The organism is Flavobacterium sp. ov086 (assembly GCF_900187965.1).
Classification (GTDB): domain Bacteria; phylum Bacteroidota; class Bacteroidia; order Flavobacteriales; family Flavobacteriaceae; genus Flavobacterium.
Window position 1 is genome coordinate 1 of sequence record NZ_FZNL01000014.1, and the last position, 22,533, is coordinate 22,533.

Below are 22,533 nucleotides of genomic sequence, written 5' to 3' on the forward strand. Positions count from 1 at the left end.
CACAGCATGGTTCTTAACTAGCGAAGTCTAAAGTTCACCTCTGCTTTCCTTTGAATAAAATTAAAGTTTTTTATCTAATCCAAAGTAAAGGCGAACGTCTCCCAACTTCGTAGCGACAATACTAGAACGTTGCATTAATTAAAAAAATATTGGAGCGGGTACGAAGTCGGGAGATTTCGCACAGCATAATTAAATCATAAAATGAAATCAAAGTTCAACCAAAACACCGAAAAACTACCCCAAGTTGTCAATAACAACTAAAAGTAGCGTAATAACAACTATTGGTAGCCGGATTTCTTTGTAAACAGGCTATGGAGCAATATAACTTTGCAGTATCAATTTAAAAAAAATAATTATGATGCTAAATTCAAAATCAGTAGGCGATAAAATTTCAGCTGCCAGAAAGAAAAATAATCTTTCACAAGCAGACCTTGCGCAACAAGTGTCTATTAGTTCTCAAGCAGTTGGTAAATGGGAAAGAGGCGAATCAATGCCTGATATTTCTACATTAAACCGACTTGCACAAATTCTGGGTGTGGACTTAAACTATTTTTCTGAAACATTTAAATCTAATGTTTCTGAAAACCAATTTGAAACGGACAAAAAGCAATCTGCAGAAATTTCAACAATCAAAAAACTTAAGACTAATTTGGGCTTAAACTGGAACATGTCATCAGGAAACTGGGTCGATGCAGACTTTTCAGGACTAAATAACCTTAAAGACAAATTCAGCACTTCGAATATGAAGAACTGTAAATTTATTGATTCCGATTTGTCGAATTTAATACTTCAATCCAACAATATTGTAGGTTGCGATTTTTCAAATTCAGATTTAAGAAACAGTAAAATTCGAACTTCTAACTTAGAGAATAATCAGTTTATTGAATGTTTACTCATAGACACCGAATTCACATCCAGTGAAATTAAAAACTGCAATTTTTCAAAAGCAAATTTTTCAGGAGTTGAATTAAAGACAACAGAACTTAAAAATTGCATTATAGAAAATGCGGTTTGGAATCTATCGTCATTTAAATTGTCACATATTTCTAATGCAGTTTTTAATGGTACAATAGAAGAATGTTCTTTTGAAAATTGCTCTTTTACAAAAGTGGCTTTTAAGAATGCAACATTAATAAATACTTTTTTTAAAGGCAAAAGGCTAAAAGGCATTCAGTTTATTGACTGTCAAGCGGATCGAATGACCTATGAATTTCTTAAAAACGGGAAAGCTGATTTAACGGGACTAACTTTATTAATATAGTGTCTATAAAAGATAGAAGAAATAAAAAAAGCTAGCAGGAGCGCAATGTCATTAAGTTAAACTTTTAGAAAATAAAATTATTGCAAATCAAATCCGTTTTTATCCGCGTTTTTACGAAGTAAATCTGTTTTATCCGCGTCAAAATTAGACGCTGATTTTACTGATTCGCTAAAGCGAAAACGCTGATAAAAACGGATTTTTCTAATTACTTTTTGATTAAACCGTTAAATAATTTTATAGTTTTTCCCTTAACTTAATCACATTGCGCTTGCACTAGCATGCTAATAAATATTTTTATTCTTCGATGAAAAATCAAACTCAATAAACTCAAATAAAAAAACTATTTTAGCTTAGTACAAATTCAATTACCACTAAACCCAAAACCATGAAAATTACGATTCCCCTGTCGGCATTATTCCTGTTACTTACTACAAATTTATTCAGCCAGACTATTGTCGATTTAAAACTAAAAGGCAAAGAAATTCCTAAAACCTACACTTATAGCGACGGTCACAACTGTATTACACCTCAGGCTTGTACGTTCTACAATGATATTGCGACTTACAGCAATATTGTAGGAGTTGTAAAAAGCAAAGAAATTCAGAGTTTCAAAAATAAAAAAGATAGCGGTTCTATTATGTATTTTGAATTTGAAAGCAGATTCAAAGGCGATCGTTTCCTTCAAGGATTACTTTGGGGAAAAGCCGGTGAACCAACAGACGAACATCCCGAAGAATATCTTGCAAAAGGAAAATTCCTGATCATCTGGAGTTTTCATCCTGATAGCGCAATCAAAGAAAAATCGGAAGCTAAAATAGAGGCGCTTTTGCAATAAGAATAAAAGGAATCGTAAAACTAAATGAAAAACATCTACAAAATAAGTTTCCAAATTTACAGAGCAATATTAATCTTAATTTTGCCGCTATTTCTATTTGCTAAATTTATGGTAGGTTCAGCAGGACATAATTCGCGAAGTAAAATTAGTGATTATGCTCTAATAGGATTTGTAATTCTTACTGCAGTTTTATTAACCATTTTAGATAAAAATTATCAATCAAAATCAAAGCTTAGAGATATTTTGCGTTTTACAATTATTGGTTTGGTTTTTATAAGTATCATTTTTCTGTTTTATGGATTATATGATTTTACATTACTATATCTAAACCATAATTTTGGATTTGAAGACAATATTCCTGTTGCTATTCTACTTGTATTAAACACATTAAGCATAACACTTTTAATTGGATTAGTAAAAAACAAAATATAAAACTAACAAGTTTTCTTTAACCAAACAACAATTCTAAAAATGAATAGACAAGGTGCCGTTGGAGCATTACTCTACATTTACGAGCAGGCAATTTTAGACCTTAAGAATGTCATTAAAGATATTCCAGATGATGCTTTGACCAAAATTATAGACGAAAAAACAACTAACGAAGATTGTAAATCCATACAAACAATTCTATCTCACGTTGTAAGTTCCGGTTATAGCTACGCTACGAGTATCCATAACCTAAAAGGACATAATGCTAAAAGACCAGACAAAGTTTATCATTTATCTATTGAAGAATATTTGAAAGATCTGACGAATGTTTTCATATTTAGCGAAAATGTTTTTAGCGAAATTAAAGACGACGAATTAGAACAATATGACGATTCACTTAAAATAAAAACAGGTTGGGGACAATTGTATGATATTGAACAGTTAACAGAGCATGCTATTGTACATATTTTGCGACACAAGCGACAAATAGAAAGAATAAAAAACAGTAAATTGTAGCAAAAAAACTGTCAATGATAACGCTAATTAATACGATGTAAAAAATGAATCTAAAAGTAATTTTATTTTTTCTGTTATCAACAACATTTACTTATTCTCAGGCAAATGGAATCCCCGTAAGCAATATAAATTGTTCTGATCTAAAATCTAAAGAGTATTATTATAATGATCCAAATACATTTAAAAATGGATCAATAAAATTGTTTTCAGATAAAAATGGGAAAAGTTTTGATGCACTAAATAAATTGATTTTAAAAAACAGTGAATATATTTTAGAGCTCGATCCTGAAAATACCGATCTAATGTTTCATAAGCCCGATACGGTTTTTGATCATTCTGAAGAAAATAAAAAATTTCAAAATGCAGTCGATCGCCTTGATCTCTCCAAAATTTTTACTTCAAATTCAAACTCAAAATCTTATCAAAAGCTGCGTGACGAAAGTAATGAATCCGAAAATATTACTACACACATTTATTGTTTAGATAAAATACTTGTTTACAATATTGAGCTAACTAATAATGCAGATAAAGGATCGCCTTATAATGAATTTCTGAATATCGATTTAAACAAAATGAAATTAGTCGATTTCACTTCATTAATAACAGATAATCAACTTAATGCATTTAATAAAGCTATTTTAAACTACGCCAATAATCACAAAAAAGAAATAGTAAATAATTACAAGCAAATATTGTCTAATGGATTTGGTGATTTACTAAACCAATATCAACTTGCTTTTGAACAATCGGATTATGATTATGATAAAGTAAAATGTAAAATTGATTCAAAAGACTTTAATTTTTTTAGTCCGGAAGGTGTTACTTTTAAAGTGAGAGTTTTGGATAAAAATTTAAACATGAATGAAGAAAAAGATCAAATTGGCGAATATATTTCAGAAATAATAATTCCGTACAAAGAGATTATGAATTATTTAGACACAAAAAACAGTTTATATTCCAGTATAAATAAGCATCGCTGATAAACCCAACCTGTAAACTCACAAAAACAAATATCCTAAAATGGACGGCATAACATACATTGAGAATTTTATTGATAACCCAAACGAGCTGTTTGATCTTTTAACATCAACCGTAAAATGGGATGAACGCATGACTGCGCGCAAAACTGCAAGCTTTGGTAAAGCTTATAATTATTCTCAAATAGATTATCCATTTCAGGAATTTCTGCCAGAACTCGATTCCATAATTAACCAATTAAAACCTGTAATTGGCTTTGAACCGAATAATTGCTTAATCAATTACTATTTAGACGGAAAATCTAAAATGGGTTATCACTCTGATCAAACGGATATTTTAGAAACCGATACAGGAATTGCAATTGTTTCAATTGGAGAAACAAGAACTTTGAAATTTAGAAATATCGAAAACACAGACCAGTATTTAACGTATGAATTGACGACAGGCAGTTTGGTTTACATGACACAAGAAGTGCAAGCAATCTGGCAACATTCAATTCCAAAATCTGATACAGAAAATGGCCGAATTAGTTTGACTTTTAGACAAATGTGTTAATAAAAATACTAAAAGCAATTTCGTCTCAAACTATACTATCCAAAAAATAAATACCCAAACCAGTTTGATACAATCTGGTTTGAATAGCATATTCGATAACTTATAAAATGCTAAAAGTTCTTATATTTATCATTTGAATCTATCCGTTTTCCAACATTTTAAAAGCTTTAGAATACATGCCAGAAATTACAACATTTGAAACATTAGACAATGAAATAAAGAAATTTGGCGGTAAACCCATTGTTTTAGAAGCTTTATGGGATGGAGATACAACCGGATGGTTTTTATGCTTATTTGTTTATACAAAAAGTGATTCGTTTTTTAATAAAAGTACTAACCGCTTTTCTTTGGGACATATTAGTTTGGGTGGAGATATCAGACTTTTCAAAAATGAACCTTTTACAGAAATTAGCCTAGCGAAAGAATTAGGAATATTAGCAGAAAAAAAATACAACTTAGAATTTTATTTCCCTTCACAAAACGAGCCTGATGATGATTGCCCTAAATGGTCAGACAGGCACTTGGCTATCAATTGTTCAAGCTGCAATAAACTAATAATTCCAACAACCAGCCCTCATCTGCCAAAAGATATTTGCTATAATTGTTATCTCGAAAAAGAACGAAATCAAGAACTAATCAATAATAAATTGGTTCAGGATGGTGTTGTCTTATATTTATCAAACGATGAGAAATCAGAGAAAATAGGATTTTATGGTTCTTACGACTATTTGATCCTTTCTAAATTCAATATTCCGAGTATATCAGATTTAGACAAAATCGAATCTATAAAAGTTTTTACTATTCCAATTGAAGAACTTCAAATACTGAAAAACGATATAGAAAAAGAATTAAATCTAAAATTACAAGATTATACTAAACCCGAAATTAATAAAGACCATTGGCGTTTTTCGCATTCAACTTTTGAAATTGAGTATCAAGGAATAAATTACACCTTAGAAACGCAGAGAAATCAAGATCATAGTTATATTTTAGAATGTATTAGAACTCTGGAATACTTAACAAGAGCAATTGTTGAAAAAATGAACTTGCAGATTTGCTTTGTTCGAGGACTCAAATATCAGGATGATTCGGCGTTGAGATATTTACACTATTTAAAGAATGATTTTTCAAATATTGATGAATTATTAGAACATTATAAAATACTTTTGTCAAAACAAGATATTCTACAAACAATTGAAAATTTAAGCAATTATGGTTGTTTAATTTTCGATGGTTTCAATATAAAAAGTACCGAACTTGGAAAAAACATTGTTTAAAACAATAATAAAAACATCTTTAAAACCCCATTTTAAACTTCACTAAAAAAATATCAAAATGAAACCACAAATTCGAATTCTGCTCTATTCAATACTATTCTTTTTATATCTTTCTTCGACTTCTCTTTTACTCTCGTTGGGAGAAATATTAAAAACGGACCCATATATAACTTTAGGTTTTGGTTTCGCAATCTTAAATCTCATTTATGCCTTCTTCGCACTAAAGTGGACGTTATTACTAAATATAATCTGTTCTGTTGTAATTGCGGCACTGGCATTGTTTTTAGCGGTCAATTTTGCAAATTTACACCTGCTTTCAAAGTATGATCCTTATTTGGTTAAGACAGCGATATTTACAAATGCACTTCTTTCGATTATCTTTTGGGAAATTGTTTATCAAGTGAAAAGCAGAAAATAATGAAAATAAATTGGAGAATATAATGATGTGGAAATCCCCGTAAAACATTGAATTAATTGAGAATAACTATTTATGTCAATTATTAAAAAGAACAAAATGCGGACAACATTTATAGCGTTTTTAGTATTTAGTTTATTTTCTCTTTCATTGTCTAGCATGAATAAATCGAAATCAATAAAAGACACTATTCAAAATGGAAGAAAATGTTCCGTTGAAAAACTAATAGTAAAAACAGAAAGATTTGAGAAGGATCGAAAGTTTCTATTTTGGAAGTTACCTCACAAAAAGATCACTCTCATTGATAGAATAATCAATACTGATGGAAAAGTAATTTTAAAGAAATCTTCAATACTAATTTGTTCATCCGATGCTTGTGATTACAGAAGATTTTGCAGAATAAAAATTGTTGGAAATGAAATATGGATTTTTCAATACAACAAAGACCCCGAAAAAGGAGTAATAAAACGATATGACTTTTGCAAAAAATATCTAAGTACAAAAATTTGGGACAAAGAATCCTTAATTGATGATTAAACAAGCTACCTTCCCTCCAACTTCATTTATTTTTTATAATCGACAAAATGAAAGATCCAGAAAAAATAAATTCTGTCAGAACAAAACTAAAAGTTGGTTTAAGCACCGCAAAATTTCTAATTGATAGATTTGATGATGTTGATTTGGCTATAGAATTTTGGAAAAAACAAATTGAAGAGGAACAAAAAAATCATTTAAATCAAAAATATGAAAATCTGGAAAAATTCTATTATTTCGAAAACGAATATTGCTTTCCAATTTTAAATGATTCGGATAAAACAGAAATAAAAGCATTAACCACTTATTACTGCTCGGAACTTTGGAATAAATATATTTCTGAAAGTAAAAAACACCTGATGCTCATAAATTATCCTGACGAGTGGAAAATAAAAAATGAGATTGGCAATCAATATAATTGGCAAAAAGATTGGAATGAGAATAATATTGAAGCTTTCAACAAAAATGTAAAACCTTTAATTAATTGGCAAGAAGATGACCTTGTTTTATTTTTTTGGAACAAACATACTGGAATAGAATCTAAATGGAGCGTAATTTGTAAATATTGGATTTCATTTCTGTATGATGATGAATCAAACGTTATTATAAATCCAAAAAGTACAAAAGTAATACTACTAACTACAAATGGAAATTTATCTATAGCCGAAAGAGATAAGAAGTAATAATCTCTTCTACTAAAGTTTTGCAATCTCTAATAATAAACCTAAATCTACAAGTAAATTTAAACCTGAAATGAAATTACAAAACCGCATTTTTATTTATATCATACTTCTGGTTGTCTATTATTTTTCAACTATACTTTTAATGACTATCGATGGAGCATTAAATACTAATAATCTACTCATTACTTTAGGTTGTGGATTTACTTTAATAAACATTGCATATTCTTTTTTAATTCTAAAATGGACAGCCGTTTTCAATATACTTTACGCTGTTATTATTGCCTGTATAAGTTTAGTTTTATCACTAAAATTTGGAGATTTACATTTGTTCTCCAACTACGATCCTTACGATATAGAAACGTCAGTAATAGCCAATGCCGTTTTTTCGGTTATATTTTGGGAGATCGCTTATCAAACAAAAAAAATCTACATAATTCCATAAAAACGATCAAATGAAAATAAAAGCCCTGGTTATCCTAATTATATTTTGTTGTGTGAGCTGCAAAAATTCAGATAAAGTTGAAAGAGAAAATCAACCCACAATTTATAATGTAGAAAGCGATGATAAAGAAATGTCTGAAGCAATTAAAAAAGCCAATCAAACATTAACTGATTTTAATTCAGCATTACAAAATCCAAAAATTGAAGTTAAATCATTGAAAGTTAAATTTGAAACTGCCAATGGAAACGAACATATTTGGCTAAGCAATATTGAATATAAAGATGGAAAATATTGGGGAATTTTAGACAATGAACCTGAGTATATTACCGAGTACAAAATAGGAGACAAAATAGAGATAGATAATTCAAAAATTAGTGATTGGATGTATCTTGAAAACGGAAAATTATTTGGCGGTTACACCATAAAATTGTTACGAAGCAGAATGACTGAAAACGAAAGAAATCAATTTGATGCTGAAAGCGGAATGCAAATCGATTAGAAAAATAATAAAATGAATATCTATATATTTGGAAACGGAAACATCAGTTTCACTCAATTTAAGGAACATTACGAAAGTGTAATTAATGAATATATTGACCTCAAAAACATAAACTTTTTACTTTGTGATTTTAGAGGCGTGGATGTTCTCGCTATGGAAGTCCTTAAATGCGATTCTGCAAATGTTTCAGTTTATCATATTGGCGAAAATCCAAGATATTTATCGGATAAGTTCAGGACTAAAGTAAGCAGTTGGAAACTGATTGGAGGTTTTGAAAATGATGAACATAGAGATTCTGAGGTTATAAAAAATTGCACCCATTTTATTGCGATCGATTTTAATTCTGATTCTAACCGAAAAAGTGGCACTCAGAAAAATATTGAACTCTGCGAAAAGTTAGGCAAAATCAAATTAACCAAATAATAGTGATAGTTATAACATAAGAAAGCAAAAACCTTCTGCACAGACATTTTAAAATCATGAAAAAACTTATTGTATATCAAATAGACTCTTTTACGAAAGAAAAATTTAAAGGAAACCCAGCGGGAGTTGTTGTAAATGCAGACGGATTAAAGGATTCTGAAATGCAACAAATCGCAAGAGAATTAAATAATTCCGAAACTGCTTTTCTTTTTTCGCCCGATAGTGATGATTGCGATGGCGTAATACGATATTTTTCTCCAACTATAGAAGTTCCAATTTGTGGTCATGCAACAATTGCAGCAATGTATGCTAAAGCTCTGGAAGATAATTTAGATTCTTGTGTGTTAAAGATGAAAACTAAGATTGGTATTCTTCCTTTTGAAATTATCAAAAAAGAGGACGATTATCAGATTTTAATGACACAAGGAAGTTTTGAACTTAGTACAACATTCGACCGTGATACCGAAAAAAGAATGGTTGAGGCACTAGGACTCGATTATGATGATATTGACACAAGATGTCCAATTCAAATTGCTTCTACAGGACATTCAAAAGTTATGATTGGAATTAAAAGCCGAGAAAAACTTAATGCTTTATCCCCAAAATATAATCATTTAACTGAATTAAGTGCTCAGATTAATTGCAATGGTTATTTTGTTTTTACATTCGATTCTGATAATGAAGATATCCTGACTTATGGAAGAATGTTTGCCCCTTCAATTGGTATAAATGAAGATCCTGTGACTGGTAATGCAAATGGACCATTGGGTGGTTACCTGATACAAAATAATATCGTTACGTATCAAAACAACCAGTTTGAATTCAATGGAAGACAAGGCGAAAAAATAAACCGACTTGGTACTATAACTGTTAAGGTTTTGATTGAAAATGATAAGCCGGCATTAATTCAAATAAAAGGAGAAGCTGTTGTAATTTTCAGAACCGAAATAGAAATTTAAAATTTCAATGTCTCTACAAATCTAAATCCGTAGAGACGCGTAGCAGTGCGTCTCCGTTTCAATAATTCTTTTAATTTAAAATTTCATAAATTTATAGTTCGATTATTTTTTAATAATCGGAATTTAAGTTCTAATTTTTTAAAAACGAATCTTATGAAAACGAAAAAAATATGGGCAAATTTAGGTGTCGAAGATTTAGACAGAACAACCAAGTTTTACAATGATTTAGGCTTTGAACCAAACGGCCACAATACCAATAAAGAACTGCGAAGTTTTCTTTTTGGCGATGATAATTTCATCATTCATTTTTTTGTAAAAGATCAGTTTAAGTGGGCCGTAAATGCTGAAATGGCTGACTTACAGCTAGGAAATGAAATTATATTTTCTCTGTCTGCCGAAAGCAAAGAGGAAGTTGACCAATGGCTAATTATTGTTGAAAAAGCCGGCGGAAAAATTTTTGCTGAACCACAAGAATACGGACAAGGCTATTTCTTTGGATTTTCTGATCCGGATGGTCATAAATTCAATTTTTTGTATTGGCCGAAATAAAGCTCTGATTTAGCCCCGCTAGAGCCAATATCCTCGTAATCCCGATAGCTATCGGGATGGAGAGATAAAGGCGAAAACGGGACTAAAGGTTATTGTGAAAACAAAAACTTCTGCTTCTGAAATTTAAAAATTACAATACCTGATTTCATCTAAAAACCGATATATTTACACCTTGAAAAATCAATGGTCTTTAGAATGAAAAAAATTACTTTACTGTTCTCAATATTATTTTTAACTCTTGCGTCATGCGGCGTAAAAACGACGCAATCCTTATTAAGTGACGGAAATTATGATGCCGCAATTGACCGCGCGGTTGATGCATTAAAAACCAAAAAAGATTCGAAAGGTAAACAGGATTATGTGTATTTGCTGGAAGAAGCTTTTGCAAAAGCCAAAGACAGAGATTTACGTAATCTTGATTTGATGACAAAAGAAGCAAATCCTGCAAATGCTGAACGAATTTATAATACGTATTTGCAACTGAATAACCGTCAGGAAAAAATTAGACCTTTATTGCCTTTGCAATTATTGAAACAAGGTAGAAATGCTTCTTTTCCGTTTGATAATTATTCGAATGAGATTGTGAGCAGCAAAAATGCATTATCTAAATATTTATATGAGCATGCTTCGGCTCTTTTAAAATCTAACAATAAATTGGATTTTAGAAAGGCGTATGATGATTTTTTCTACCTTGAAAGTATAAATCCGGGATACAAAAACACTAAAAAATTGATGGATGATGCGCAGTTTAAAGGAACTGATTTTGTGGATATTTATGCCACAAATGTGACCAATATGGTAATCCCAAAACAGCTTCAGGATGATTTACTGGATATTAAAACGTATGGATTAAACGATAAATGGACAGTATATCATAACGCAAGACAAAAAAATGTTACTTATGATTATAGTTTAATTGTGAATTTTGTTCAGATAAATATTTCGCCTGAACAAATTAAAGAGAAGCAATTCATTAAGGAAAGAGAAATAAAAGATGGTGTAAAAACACTTTTAGACGGTCGCGGAAGACCTGTTAAGGATAGTTTAGGCAAGGAAATAAAAGTTGATAATTATAGAATACTTCGTGCGAATATATATGAATTCAGACAATTTAAATCTTGTCAGGTAACGGCAAAAGTTGATTATATCGATTTGAAAACGAATCAATTAATGCAATCTTTTCCGCTTACGAGCGAATTTATTTTTGAGAATATTTACTCTACTTACAAAGGAGACCGAAATGCCTGTGAGGATAATTATATGAATTATTTCAATAAACGTTCAGTTCCTTTCCCAAATAATGAGCAAATGGTTTTTGATACGGGAGAAGATTTAAAAGCCCGACTTAAGGATATTATTGTTAGGAACAGATTTAGGGGATAAATTATAATTTAAATGAATAATAAAATTGATGTAAAATGAAAAATATAACAATTATAAATTTAGTATTCTTTTGTTTAACAAGTTGCATTGTTCATTCGCAAACTACTCCCAACATACTATCTACGACAGCGCAACAGCCTTATCCAAAAGCATTAGTTGATTATAGTGATTTTAAAAATCTTGTACTGGAAATCGAAAAACAAAGAGAAAATCGTTTAGTTAGTCTCGACGTTTTTCTTAAAATGAGCCAAGAAAAAAATACTGTTATTTTAGATTCCCGTTCAGATTTTCGTTATAACAGAAAACATTTAAAAGGTGCTATACATCTAGATTTTACTGACTTTACACAAGAAAATCTAAATAAATTGATTCCGGATCCCAACACCATAATATTGATTTATTGCAATAATAATTTTAATGGTGATCAAATAGATTTTACTTCTAAAGTAGTTTTACCGATAAAAACTTCTGAGACGCCGACCATAAAAAACAGTAAACCTGTTATGCTTGCATTGAATATTCCAACATATATAAATCTTTATGGATATGGCTACAAAAATGTTTATGAATTAGATGAACTAGTAAATGTAAACGATCCAAGAATAAAGTTTGAAGGAACAGAAATAAAAGTAAATCCTTAGTTGGAAACCAATACCAACTTTAAACATAATTCTTTTTAATTCGAAGAAGTACAAATTAGTACATCTTCTTCCCGCTTAATTAAAAAATTAAAAAAAAAATTAAAAAATAGCTTGCGCAACCAAAAAGTTGCTTATATTTGCAACTGATTAGTTGCGTATTTAAATAAATCCAAAATGAAACGAGATATTTTTCAAGCTATCGCCGACCCAACTCGCAGAGCAATTTTAGTATTAGTGGCTACAAATGCCTTAACACCAAATGCTATTGCAGAAAAATTTAATACGACAAGACAAGCCGTTTCTAAACACATCAAAATTCTCAATGAATGTGAATTATTGGATGAAAAGAAATCGGGACGTGAAATTTATTATCAACTCAGAATTGAGAAAATGAAAGAGGTTGACAAATGGCTGGAACAGTTTAAGGAAATCTGGGAAAACCGTTTTAGTCAATTGGATCAAGTATTAATGAATCTAAAATCTAAAGAAAATGAAATCTAATCTATTGATGAATTTTACCGTGGACAAAGAAACGAGCACGGTTAATGTAAAACGTGAATTTAATGCATCTCTTGCAAATGTATGGTCTGCCTGGACTGAGGCTGAAATATTGGACCAATGGTGGGCACCATCGCCTTGGAAAGCCAGAACAAAAAGTATGGATTTTAAAGAAGGTGGTCGCAGACTTTATGCTATGGTTGGACCTGAAGGAGAAGAACACTGGGCTATTGCCGATTTTACTTCGATAACTCCAAAATCTAATTTTAAATATCTGGATGCTTTTTGTGATAGTGAAGGTAATTTAAATACCGAATTTCCGCGATCTAATTGGAATGTCAATTTTTCTGAACAAGGCGATTTGACTATTGTTGACATTGCTATAAAACATGAAAAATTATCTGATTTGGAAATGATTATCCAAATGGGTTTCAAAGAAGGTTTTACCATTGCGATGGAAGGTTTGGACAAAATATTTGCTTCAAGAGCGAAATAAACTTTGTTTTTTATTCTTATAATCCCATTTGTTTTTTTAACGAATGGGATTTTTTTGCATTTACTACAATCAAAATTTGTATTTTAGCTTGATTAGAAACTCACTCTAAAAATCTCATAACTTATCAATACTACAATAACCTAAACAGGTTATCAAATACCACAAAATGAATAAAATTATTACCCTTACAATTTTACTTTTTACTTCAACATTAACTTTTAGCCAAGCCAAAAAAAGCAAAGAAACAGAAACCAGTAAACCTTTTGTATTGGGCGTTATTGACGAAATTCAATCGAAAGAATTAGGCGAAAAAAGAATTTTGAATATTTATCTTCCGGAAGGTTATAATGCAGACGACGCAACAAAATATCCTGTAATCTATTTACTGGATGGTTCTGCCGATGAAGATTTTATTCATATTTCGGGATTGGTTCAATTTAATAGTTTTGAATGGATTAATCAGATTCCCAAATCTATTGTTGTGGGAATTGCCACAGTCGATAGAAGAAGGGATTTTACGTTTCCGACGACTCTAGAAACCGACCAAAAAAGATTTGCGACTTCGGGACATTCTGATCAGTTTATCGCTTTTATAGAAAAGGAATTACAACCTTTTATAGATAAAAAATACAGAACCACCAATTCTAAAACTATTATTGGTCAATCGTTAGGCGGACTTTTAGAAACTGAAATCCTATTAAAGAAACCTACTCTTTTTAATAAATATATAATCGTAAGTCCAAGTATTTGGTGGAACAATGGTTCGATATTAAATCTGGACAGTCCTATTTTTCAGGAAAACTTTAATCAACAAACCGATATCTATATTGCAGTTGGCAAAGAAGGACTTACTCCAACGGAGATTCCGAGAGTTATGGAAGTTGATGCAAACTTATTAGCCGAAAAAATCAAGGCATCAAAAAGTAAAAACATAAAGGTATATTTTGATTATTTCCCACAGGAAAATCACGCTACTATTTTGCATCCGGCAGTTTCAAACTCTTTCCGTTTTTTTTATCCGATAAAACAGAACTAATAAAACGAACCGATTTTAAAAATATTAAACTTGATTTTTTAACGAAATGAAAAATAGCGACGAAAATAAATTAGACAACCCCGTTTGGAATTCACTCTCTGAAACTCATGCCGAATTTGCGATTGATTACAACGGAACTAAATTTTACAATCCGGATTATTGTCCGTTTGGAGGTTTTGTTAAACCCAATAGCGTTTTGGAGGCACAAAATCAATATAAATCCTTAACCGATAGCTTTTTTATTGTTGGTGAAAAACCTCTAATTGCAGATTCACTAGAAATTGTGAAAGAACTGGTTTGTCTTCAAATGATTGCACACAATCCAATAGAGTTTCAAACAGACATCGAAATTGTTACACTTACTGAAAAACACAATCAAGAACTTTTGCATTTGGTTAATTTAGTTCAGCCCGGATATTTTAAAACAAAAACACCATTATTAGGGAATTACTACGGAATTTTTAAAGAAAATCAATTGATTGCTGTTACAGGCGAACGAATGAAAATGAATAATTTTACCGAAGTTAGCGCTATTATCACGCATCCGGATCATACCGGAAAAGGTTACGCAAAACAGTTAATTAAACATGCTGTCAATATCATTTTAAGTCAAAACAAAACGCCTTATTTACATGTAGTTGAAAGTAATATTAGCGCCATTAAATTGTATGAAAAACTCGGTTTTGTGACAAGAAGAAAAATTAGTTTTTGGAATATTTCTAAAAAATAGTACCTTTACCATAACCCTAATCTACTATTAACAATCTTAATCTACTACGGTAATGAAAAAAGTAATTTTAATCTTCATTTGTTTAATTGGTTTATCAGTAAGCGCACAAACACAGAAAGAACTTGTTGGAAAATGGATGTTGGTAAAATGGACCAAAAACGGAAGAACTCAGAACATTAAAGAATATTTTAAAACGACTCAGGTTTTGCAGATTTTCGAAGAAAATGGAGATTTTGAAAATCGTATTGGTAGTGATAGTCAATATTCTAAATGGAAATTATCTAAAAACGATTCTGAACTTATAATTGCTGACGACAGAGTTTCAATCACATCTTCTATCGATTATTTTGATGCTAAAAAACGCGTAATCACATCAGAACTTGGAACTTTTGAATATAAAAAGATTCCTTACGCTGAATAAGACAACTATCTCATAACCAAAAATAGTAAAGCTATTTCATTCTCTTAATTATGACACCAAATAAACAAACCGTAAACGAATATATGGCGGCATTTAGAGTAAGTGATCATGCTAGAATTCTTGCTTGTCTTACTGACGATATTGTTTGGGAAATGCCCGGAATTTATCAGCATGTTGGCAAAGAAGCCTTTGATAAAGAAATTGAAAATGAGAATTTTATTGGAAGCCCAACCATTCAAATCATAAAACTGATTGAAGAGAACAACATTGTTATTGCAGAAGGCGCCGTACAGGGAAACATGAAAAATGGCAATATATTAGATGCTGTTTTCTGTGATGTTTTTGAAATGGAGAACAATAAAATAAAAAAGCTGACTTCGTATTTGATGTCAAGAAATGCAAGTTTAAAATTTGAATAATATTTAACCGCAAAGTACGCAAAGCTTTAATATATAAGTTTTATAAAACACAAAGTTCGCAAAGCTTTATCTAGATTCAGCTTTGCGAACTTTGTGTTTTCTATACATAATACAAATTAAATCTTTGCGTACTTTGCGGTCAATAATCTCCTAAAGCCCTACCCCAACCATCCATCACGATCCAAACTTCTGTATTGAATAGCTTCAGCAATATGTTGCGAAATTACGGTTGGTGATGCGTCCAGATCAGCTATAGTTCTGGAAACTTTCAGGATTCTATCATAAGCTCTTGCTGAAAGATTAAGGCGTTCCATCGCAGTTTTGAGCAATTGTTTGGATTGATCGTCTAGCGCACAATACTCGCGAATCAGTTTACTGCTCATTTGAGCATTGTAATGTATGTTTTCTATTTCTTCAAAACGTTTGGTTTGAATTTCTCGTGCTGCTGTGACACGTTTTCGGATTTCGACACTACTTTCTGCCTTTTGATCATCGGCTAGTTTTTCAAAAGGAACCGGAGTTACCTCAATATGAATATCAATTCTATCTAATAATGGCCCTGAAATTTTACTTAAATAACGCTGCATTTCGTGTGGAGACGAAGTATTGGGCTGACTTGGATCGTTAAAAAAACCACTCGGACTTGGGTTCATACTCGCCACCAACATAAATGAAGATGGATAAGTAACCGTAAATTTTGCACGAGAAATAGTGACTTCACGATCTTCCAGCGGCTGACGCATTACTTCGAGAACATCACGCTTAAATTCAGGTAATTCGTCCAGAAATAAAACACCATTATGCGCCATAGAAATCTCACCGGGTTGCGGATAACTACCTCCGCCAACAAGTGCGACATTCGAAATGGTGTGATGCGGACTTCGAAATGGACGCTGATTCATTAATCCTACTTCTTTTAATTTTCCGGCAACGCTATGAATTTTAGTTGTTTCTAATGCTTCTCTCAACGTCATTGGCGGTAAAATACTTGGTACTCTTTTGGCAAGCATAGTTTTTCCTGCTCCGGGCGGACCAATCAAAATTATATTATGTCCTCCGGCGGCAGCAATTTCCATACAGCGTTTTATACTTTCTTGTCCGCGAACATCTGAAAAATCATGTTCAGGAAAATCTAAATTTTTATAAAATTCTGCACGTGTATCAATAATTGTTGGTTCCAATGTTCCTTTTCCTGCAAAAAAGTCAATTACTTCTTGTAGTTTTTCAACTCCATAAACATTTAATCCGGTGACGATCGCCGCCTCTTTTACATTTTGAACTGGAAGAAAAAAACCTTTATAACCTTCTTCTTTTGCTTTTATCGCAATTGGCAAAGCGCCACGAATAGGCTGTAAACTTCCGTCAAGAGGAAGTTCACCCATAATAATATATTGCTCAATTTCTGGTGCTTTTATCTGATCAGAACCTACTAAAATTCCCATTGCTAAAGTCAAATCATAGGCTGAACCTTCTTTTCGCAAATCGGCAGGAGCCATATTAATAGTTATTCTTTTCCCTGGGAAATTTAATCCGTTATTTTTAAGAGCCGCCGCAATCCTGAAACTGCTTTCCTTAATGGCGCTATCAGGCAATCCAACTAAGTGTAAACCAATACCTTTATCCATATGAACTTCTACCGTAATTGTTGTTGCTTCAACTCCAAAAACAGCACTTCCGTAAACTTTTACTAACATAAATTCCTTTCATTAAATGTTTTTAAATCTAGTGAAATTAAATCTATTTAACAGTTAAAATATTACAAATAAATAACTTTTTCTTTCAAAAAACATATACTCTCAAAAGTATCAAAAAACCAGAAATCGCAATTAAATTGAAATAAAACCAGTATTTATGCTTAACTTGCGAAAATATCATCGATTATCTATCGAAAATTTCGATTTCTGATTCTGGAAATCTTTCTGCAATTAGTTTTGCATCTATACATCGGCTGAACATTTACTATCAGCTTAAATAATCTAAAAATTTAAAAGATGAACTTTAAATTAATAAATTCCATTTCGGGATACGACGAGACATGTACACCAACAATTATAGCTACATTTTTGCATACTCACTTAGAACAATATGGCGATAAAATAGAAGATATTCTTAAATGCATCAATTATGTAATGAATCCGGACAAAGGCGGCAATATTGTTATTGGCTTAGAAAATCAAAAAATTGTAGGAGCCGTAATTTTAAATAATACAGGAATGAAAGATTATATTCCTGAAAATATTCTGGTTTACATTGCGGTAGACAATTCTGAAAGAGGAAAAGGTTATGGCAAAAAATTAATAGAAAAGGCTATTTCGATTACCGAAGGAAATATTGCGCTGCATGTTGAACCTGATAATCCTGCCAAAATACTATACGAGAAACTTGGCTTTACGAATAAGTATCTGGAAATGCGTTTAATTAAATAAACGGAATTAATAAATTCAACAAATAAGTTAGCTGTAAAAAGTTTAATCCCTACGAGATATTTTAGATTGAGTTCCATTGGAACACCTCATCGGAAGAAAAAAATGCATCGTGAAAAACATCGTCCCATTGGGACGTTTGAGAAATTATATATGTAATCTGTATCTGTTTTTACCAATATTATTTATAAAATCAAACGTTCCTATGGAACGTGAAAAAACGCCACATTTATTGGCTACCGATGAAATGTTCCGATGGAACATAAAAACAAAGTGATGAGATATTCTCCAAATTGTTCCACTGGATTTTTCCTTAACATAATGACATTTCCCGTAGGGACTACACTTTATTAACCTGTAACTTGAATTAATTAAATAAACGGAATTAATAAATTCAACAAAAACAAAACTAAATGGCATTCATAAAATTATACCGAAATAAACTAAAAGAAAACTACACTTTTTTGAATTCTCTTTTCGAATCAAAAAACATTCAATGGGGAGTTGTATCTAAACTTTTATGCGGAAACAAACTGTATCTGAAAGAAATTATTTCGCTCGGAGTCAGAGAAATACACGATTCCAGGGTTAGTAATCTCAAAAAGATTAAATCGCTTGACGCTTCTATACAAACTGTTTACATAAAACCTCCCGCTAAACGAAGTATTACAAATATTGTAAAATACGCCGATGTAAGTTTTAATACTGAAATATATACCATACAAATGCTTTCGCAAGAGGCTAAAAAGCAAAATAAAATCCACAAGATTATTATTATGATCGAAATGGGGGATTTACGAGAAGGCGTTATGGGCGAAGATTTACTCGAATTTTACGGTACAATTATAAGTACGCCAAACATTGAAATTCTGGGAATTGGTACGAATTTAAATTGCCTTAGCGGAGTTATGCCAACTCAGGATAAACTGATACAATTGAGTTTGTATAAACAGCTTATTGAAGCTAAATTCAATATTAGTATTCCTTGGGTTTCCGGCGGAACATCGGTTGCGATTCCTCTTATTATCAAGAATGCCAGACCAATGGCTGTAAATCATTTTAGAATTGGTGAAGCCTTATTTTTTGGAAAAGATTTATTTACAGGCGAAACTATTAAAGGAATGCACAATGATGTCTTTAAACTTTTTGCAGAAATCATTGAAATCACCGAAAAACCAGATGTTCCAACAGGAGAACTGGGCGAAAATGTAGCAGGAAATACTTTTTCGATGCAAAGTACCGAAGATCTTGGCGGAACTTCTTTGAGAGCGATTCTGGATATTGGATTACTAGATATGCAACCTCAATATCTGGAAGCAGTCGACAAAGAAATTACAATTGTCGATGCGAGTTCTGATATGTTGGTGATTGATATTTCAAATTCAACTCAAAAATATAAAATTGGCGATCTGATCTCTTTCAATATTAAATATATGGGAGCTTTGTATCTGTTAAGTTCTAGTTACATCGAAAAAAACATCGAGTAAAAAGAATTGTTTTTAAGTATAATACAATTTGATTCTATAATTTCTTTGACAAATTAACTTAAATACAAACTATTTCTCCATTAACTCTATTATGCAAATCCTTTGTAGCAGTTGTTGATAACAGTTTTCCTTAATCCGATTTGAGTAAGATTCTGGCATTTTCTATGTTCGGCCAAATACCGTTTATCATTGATTGCCGAATTTGCTCAATCCAATACTCTTCATTTATACTATCAGCTAAATCACTAAATTCATTGAAGTTTTCAATTAAAATTTCCGTACGGATTAACGCCAAAACATTCTTTGTGATTTTTAAAGATTGTAAATCTTCAGGAAGAATATCTACCGTACAAAATAAAGAATAACATAAATTATTTAAATCCTCATAATTTATAGGTTTCTGTAATTTCAGATTCAGATAACTAGAAAGTTTCTCAAAACTATAAATTTCATATTCTGATAGATTTTTAGTTTTAAATTCTAATGAATTTTGCTCAATGATTTTCTTTTTAGCATTTTTTTTGTCTTTCACAAAAACATGTATTTGATATTTTTATTCTTTATCTAACCATTTTTCATCATCTAAATCTTCTTCATATTCAGATGTTCCTGCAAAACCATATTCCTCGAGTTTTTTTAAATATGGCGTGTAATCAAAAAAAGGTTCATTCCATCCTTCCAGATCCCAGATATTGTCAACTACTGCTGCTAACCATCTTGGCGGTGGAGTATGTTTCTTATAATAATCAATTCTTTCTTCGGCTGTTTTTAAATTTTCTTCAAACCAAATATAAAAACAGTCACCAAATTCGTCACCACTTCCTTGTCTCCAAAAAATACTATATGGATGCGAGTCTGGTTTGAAAATCCAGTGTGGAGGCACTTCTCCATATTTCTCAATAAACTCATTTATTTTATTTGCAAGAAATTCTGTTTTCTCAATCATATAATTACACTATTGTTAGGATGTGATCTCATAAGGCTTCAGCTAATTTTTTATTTAGAAATATATTATTTTCTAAAACTTTAACCCAATCTGATTCTTTATCTTCTAGATAAATAACTTAGATCAAATTATTTCTTCATTAAGGCTATTGTCTAAATCCGCAGTTAATAGCTGCTCTGCCGAATATTTTTATTGTGCTTTTATATAATTTCTAAATTTTCTAAAAAGAATTTTTTCTTGAAATCTGTAAATAGACCAAAACCATAAAATAATAAAAGGAAATAAAAAAATACTCCATGAAGGTATCTCTTTACCTCTCAAAAATGTAATAAAAATTGCTAATATTGGTATAATTCCCATAAAATAAAGTTCAATTCGTAGCTTCGTATTCAAATCAATTTGGGTTTTTCCATTTTTTAACTCGATTAACTTTCCAAAACCTTTTATTCCGTCAAAATATTCAGGATATGAACTAATAATAAATGTGCCCAAAGAGATTTTCGAATGAATAGTAAATTCATTTCCAGAAATCCATTCAAGTTTAAATTTTTTCTCCGTTGTAATTTGAATTTTTTCTTTTAATTCATTAATAGAACCATTAAATTCTATTGATTCTCTTAAAAGTGTTTTTTCAGTCAACTCTTTCATTCTTCTTTTGCGAATAGATTGTTTAAAATGTGGTTCAACTTATTTATTTTCAAATATATTATTTTCTAAAACTCTAACCCAATTTGAATCCTAACTTCCTCTACAATCTTACTCAAATCCAAACTATTCTGATGTGACCAAAGCGAACTTTCAATTTGATTGTTTCTGATGCAATTATTACATTCAGTTACTTCGTATGTATAACCTTTTCCATGATTTGGTAAACTAAAATTGGTTTCCTTTTCCTCTTTTATAACAGAATATCCATTAGCGGCAAACCACGGAGAATTAAGCTGAATATGGCCTTTTGTTCCGCTTATTGTTGCTTTCATATCAGATTCTGAAACTATAGAAGCATGCAAAATCGATTGTGCATTTTCATATTGCAAAATCATGGAAGTCTGCAAATCGATTCCGTTTGCATTATAGATTGATTTTGCAATAATTTCTTTCGGAATACCTAATAATAGATAAGACAGGAATAACGGATATACGCCAATATCAAATAAAGCTCCTCCGCCAAGATTTTTATCAAAAAGTCTACCTCCCTTTTTTTCATCTGCATAAAAAGCAAAATCGGCTTTAATGTATTTTACATCACCAATTATTCCCTGGTTTACTTTTTCTAAAGCCTCTTTAATCGACGGAATAAATCGCGTCCAGAATGCTTCCATAAAAAACTTATTGTGTTTTCTTGAAGCTTCAATCATTCGTAACGCATCTTTATAGGATAGCGCGATTGGCTTTTCGCATAAAACATGTTTTCCATGTTCTAATGCTTTGATCGCTAATTCGGCATGCGAATCGTGCGGAGTTGCGATGTAGACAATATCAACCTCAGGGTCTTTAAAAAGTGCCTCATAAGAACCATAAGATTTACTGCAATTATACCTTACTGCAAATTCCAATGCTTCATGCTTATTTCTCGAAGCAACAGCATTTAACTCGGCATCTTTTACGCGTAATAAATCGGGAACAAATTGATTTGCCATATTTCCCAAGCCAATAATTCCCCATTTTATTCTATTATTATTTTCCATAATATTCTCT

At 31.1% G+C, this 22,533-nt stretch carries 30 protein-coding genes; 25 read left to right on the plus strand and 5 right to left on the minus strand.

Annotated elements, in window-relative coordinates:
- The first annotated feature begins 355 nt into the window (after positions 1 to 355).
- The 23 genes from CHB81_RS15360 (at position 356) to CHB81_RS15470 (ending at position 15,979) form a co-directional block, all read left to right on the plus strand.
- On the plus strand, positions 356 to 1,261 hold the full coding sequence (locus CHB81_RS15360) for a pentapeptide repeat-containing protein (RefSeq protein WP_254921120.1): 906 nt from the start codon (positions 356 to 358) through the stop codon (positions 1,259 to 1,261).
- Positions 1,262 to 1,646: 385 nt separating this feature from the next.
- On the plus strand, positions 1,647 to 2,096 hold the full coding sequence (locus CHB81_RS15365) for a hypothetical protein (RefSeq protein ID WP_089352748.1): 450 nt from the start codon (positions 1,647 to 1,649) through the stop codon (positions 2,094 to 2,096).
- 24 nt (positions 2,097 to 2,120) lie between these two features.
- A complete protein-coding gene (locus tag CHB81_RS15370; RefSeq protein WP_089352749.1) occupies positions 2,121 to 2,528 on the plus strand; it encodes a hypothetical protein in 408 nt (135 codons plus the stop codon).
- Between the two features lie 39 nt (positions 2,529 to 2,567).
- Positions 2,568 to 3,041 carry a DinB family protein gene (locus CHB81_RS15375; protein ID WP_089352750.1) on the plus strand — a complete coding sequence of 158 codons (474 nt, stop codon included), beginning with the start codon at positions 2,568 to 2,570 and terminating at the stop codon, positions 3,039 to 3,041.
- Positions 3,042 to 3,085: 44 nt separating this feature from the next.
- Complete coding sequence (locus CHB81_RS15380) at positions 3,086 to 4,021, plus strand: hypothetical protein (protein WP_089352751.1); 936 nt, start codon at positions 3,086 to 3,088, stop codon at positions 4,019 to 4,021.
- 40 nt (positions 4,022 to 4,061) lie between these two features.
- Positions 4,062 to 4,574, plus strand: a complete 513-nt coding sequence (locus CHB81_RS15385; protein WP_089352752.1) for an alpha-ketoglutarate-dependent dioxygenase AlkB — start codon at positions 4,062 to 4,064, stop codon at positions 4,572 to 4,574.
- Between the two features lie 176 nt (positions 4,575 to 4,750).
- Positions 4,751 to 5,851, plus strand: a complete 1,101-nt coding sequence (locus CHB81_RS15390; protein ID WP_089352753.1) for a hypothetical protein — start codon at positions 4,751 to 4,753, stop codon at positions 5,849 to 5,851.
- Positions 5,852 to 5,909: 58 nt separating this feature from the next.
- Positions 5,910 to 6,269 carry a hypothetical protein gene (locus tag CHB81_RS15395; protein WP_089352754.1) on the plus strand — a complete coding sequence of 120 codons (360 nt, stop codon included), beginning with the start codon at positions 5,910 to 5,912 and terminating at the stop codon, positions 6,267 to 6,269.
- A 72-nt stretch (positions 6,270 to 6,341) separates the two neighbouring features.
- On the plus strand, positions 6,342 to 6,803 hold the full coding sequence (locus tag CHB81_RS15400) for a hypothetical protein (protein WP_141130408.1): 462 nt from the start codon (positions 6,342 to 6,344) through the stop codon (positions 6,801 to 6,803).
- A 47-nt stretch (positions 6,804 to 6,850) separates the two neighbouring features.
- Positions 6,851 to 7,483: a DUF2947 family protein gene (locus tag CHB81_RS15405; RefSeq protein ID WP_089352756.1), complete on the plus strand. Its 633-nt coding sequence runs from the start codon at positions 6,851 to 6,853 to the stop codon at positions 7,481 to 7,483.
- Between the two features lie 70 nt (positions 7,484 to 7,553).
- A complete protein-coding gene (locus CHB81_RS15410) occupies positions 7,554 to 7,925 on the plus strand; it encodes a hypothetical protein (RefSeq protein ID WP_089352757.1) in 372 nt (123 codons plus the stop codon).
- 10 nt (positions 7,926 to 7,935) lie between these two features.
- Entirely contained in the window at positions 7,936 to 8,424 is a 489-nt protein-coding gene (locus CHB81_RS15415) for a YegJ family protein (RefSeq protein ID WP_089352758.1), read from the plus strand.
- 12 nt (positions 8,425 to 8,436) lie between these two features.
- Positions 8,437 to 8,847 (plus strand): hypothetical protein, encoded by a 411-nt coding sequence (locus CHB81_RS15420; RefSeq protein WP_089352759.1) that lies wholly within the window; start codon positions 8,437 to 8,439, stop codon positions 8,845 to 8,847.
- Between the two features lie 56 nt (positions 8,848 to 8,903).
- Positions 8,904 to 9,806 carry a PhzF family isomerase gene (locus tag CHB81_RS15425; protein WP_089352760.1) on the plus strand — a complete coding sequence of 301 codons (903 nt, stop codon included), beginning with the start codon at positions 8,904 to 8,906 and terminating at the stop codon, positions 9,804 to 9,806.
- A 153-nt stretch (positions 9,807 to 9,959) separates the two neighbouring features.
- Positions 9,960 to 10,355, plus strand: coding sequence for a VOC family protein (locus CHB81_RS15430; RefSeq protein ID WP_089352761.1), 396 nt, complete (start codon positions 9,960 to 9,962; stop codon positions 10,353 to 10,355).
- Positions 10,356 to 10,550: 195 nt separating this feature from the next.
- The gene (locus CHB81_RS15435) at positions 10,551 to 11,738 is read left to right on the plus strand and encodes a hypothetical protein (RefSeq protein ID WP_089352762.1); all 1,188 of its coding nucleotides are present in this window, start codon (positions 10,551 to 10,553) and stop codon (positions 11,736 to 11,738) included.
- 35 nt (positions 11,739 to 11,773) lie between these two features.
- Positions 11,774 to 12,379 (plus strand): rhodanese-like domain-containing protein, encoded by a 606-nt coding sequence (locus CHB81_RS15440; protein ID WP_089352763.1) that lies wholly within the window; start codon positions 11,774 to 11,776, stop codon positions 12,377 to 12,379.
- Between the two features lie 174 nt (positions 12,380 to 12,553).
- A complete protein-coding gene (locus tag CHB81_RS15445; RefSeq protein WP_089352764.1) occupies positions 12,554 to 12,880 on the plus strand; it encodes a helix-turn-helix transcriptional regulator in 327 nt (108 codons plus the stop codon).
- Positions 12,870 to 13,373 carry an SRPBCC domain-containing protein gene (locus tag CHB81_RS15450; RefSeq protein WP_089352765.1) on the plus strand — a complete coding sequence of 168 codons (504 nt, stop codon included), beginning with the start codon at positions 12,870 to 12,872 and terminating at the stop codon, positions 13,371 to 13,373. Before CHB81_RS15445 ends, CHB81_RS15450 begins: the two co-directional genes overlap by 11 nt.
- A gap of 166 nt (positions 13,374 to 13,539) precedes the next feature.
- A complete protein-coding gene (locus CHB81_RS15455; RefSeq protein WP_089352766.1) occupies positions 13,540 to 14,409 on the plus strand; it encodes an alpha/beta hydrolase in 870 nt (289 codons plus the stop codon).
- A 46-nt stretch (positions 14,410 to 14,455) separates the two neighbouring features.
- On the plus strand, positions 14,456 to 15,139 hold the full coding sequence (locus CHB81_RS15460) for a GNAT family N-acetyltransferase (RefSeq protein ID WP_089352767.1): 684 nt from the start codon (positions 14,456 to 14,458) through the stop codon (positions 15,137 to 15,139).
- Positions 15,140 to 15,191: 52 nt separating this feature from the next.
- The gene (locus CHB81_RS15465; protein ID WP_089352768.1) at positions 15,192 to 15,560 is read left to right on the plus strand and encodes a hypothetical protein; all 369 of its coding nucleotides are present in this window, start codon (positions 15,192 to 15,194) and stop codon (positions 15,558 to 15,560) included.
- A gap of 50 nt (positions 15,561 to 15,610) precedes the next feature.
- Positions 15,611 to 15,979, plus strand: coding sequence for a nuclear transport factor 2 family protein (locus CHB81_RS15470; protein ID WP_089352769.1), 369 nt, complete (start codon positions 15,611 to 15,613; stop codon positions 15,977 to 15,979).
- A 158-nt stretch (positions 15,980 to 16,137) separates the two neighbouring features.
- Here CHB81_RS15470 and CHB81_RS15475 read toward each other — a convergent pair whose 3' ends face one another.
- Entirely contained in the window at positions 16,138 to 17,673 is a 1,536-nt protein-coding gene (locus CHB81_RS15475) for a YifB family Mg chelatase-like AAA ATPase (protein WP_089352770.1), read from the minus strand.
- A 297-nt stretch (positions 17,674 to 17,970) separates the two neighbouring features.
- On the opposite strand from CHB81_RS15475, the gene CHB81_RS15480 reads away from it, so the two are divergent.
- Both CHB81_RS15480 and CHB81_RS15485 read left to right on the plus strand, forming a co-directional pair.
- A complete protein-coding gene (locus CHB81_RS15480; RefSeq protein WP_089352771.1) occupies positions 17,971 to 18,405 on the plus strand; it encodes a GNAT family N-acetyltransferase in 435 nt (144 codons plus the stop codon).
- Positions 18,406 to 18,815: 410 nt separating this feature from the next.
- The gene (locus CHB81_RS15485; RefSeq protein ID WP_089352772.1) at positions 18,816 to 19,889 is read left to right on the plus strand and encodes an alanine/ornithine racemase family PLP-dependent enzyme; all 1,074 of its coding nucleotides are present in this window, start codon (positions 18,816 to 18,818) and stop codon (positions 19,887 to 19,889) included.
- Positions 19,890 to 20,019: 130 nt separating this feature from the next.
- On the opposite strand, the gene CHB81_RS15490 is transcribed toward CHB81_RS15485, so the two are convergent.
- From CHB81_RS15490 to CHB81_RS15505, 4 genes are all read right to left on the minus strand, one after another.
- The gene (locus CHB81_RS15490) at positions 20,020 to 20,421 is read right to left on the minus strand and encodes a hypothetical protein (protein WP_089352773.1); all 402 of its coding nucleotides are present in this window, start codon (positions 20,419 to 20,421) and stop codon (positions 20,020 to 20,022) included.
- A gap of 21 nt (positions 20,422 to 20,442) precedes the next feature.
- On the minus strand, positions 20,443 to 20,835 hold the full coding sequence (locus tag CHB81_RS27060; RefSeq protein WP_089352774.1) for a hypothetical protein: 393 nt from the start codon (positions 20,833 to 20,835) through the stop codon (positions 20,443 to 20,445).
- A 189-nt stretch (positions 20,836 to 21,024) separates the two neighbouring features.
- Positions 21,025 to 21,483, minus strand: coding sequence for a hypothetical protein (locus tag CHB81_RS15500; RefSeq protein ID WP_089352775.1), 459 nt, complete (start codon positions 21,481 to 21,483; stop codon positions 21,025 to 21,027).
- 65 nt (positions 21,484 to 21,548) lie between these two features.
- Positions 21,549 to 22,523: a Gfo/Idh/MocA family protein gene (locus tag CHB81_RS15505; RefSeq protein ID WP_089352776.1), complete on the minus strand. Its 975-nt coding sequence runs from the start codon at positions 22,521 to 22,523 to the stop codon at positions 21,549 to 21,551.
- Between the last annotated feature and the right edge of the window lie 10 nt (positions 22,524 to 22,533).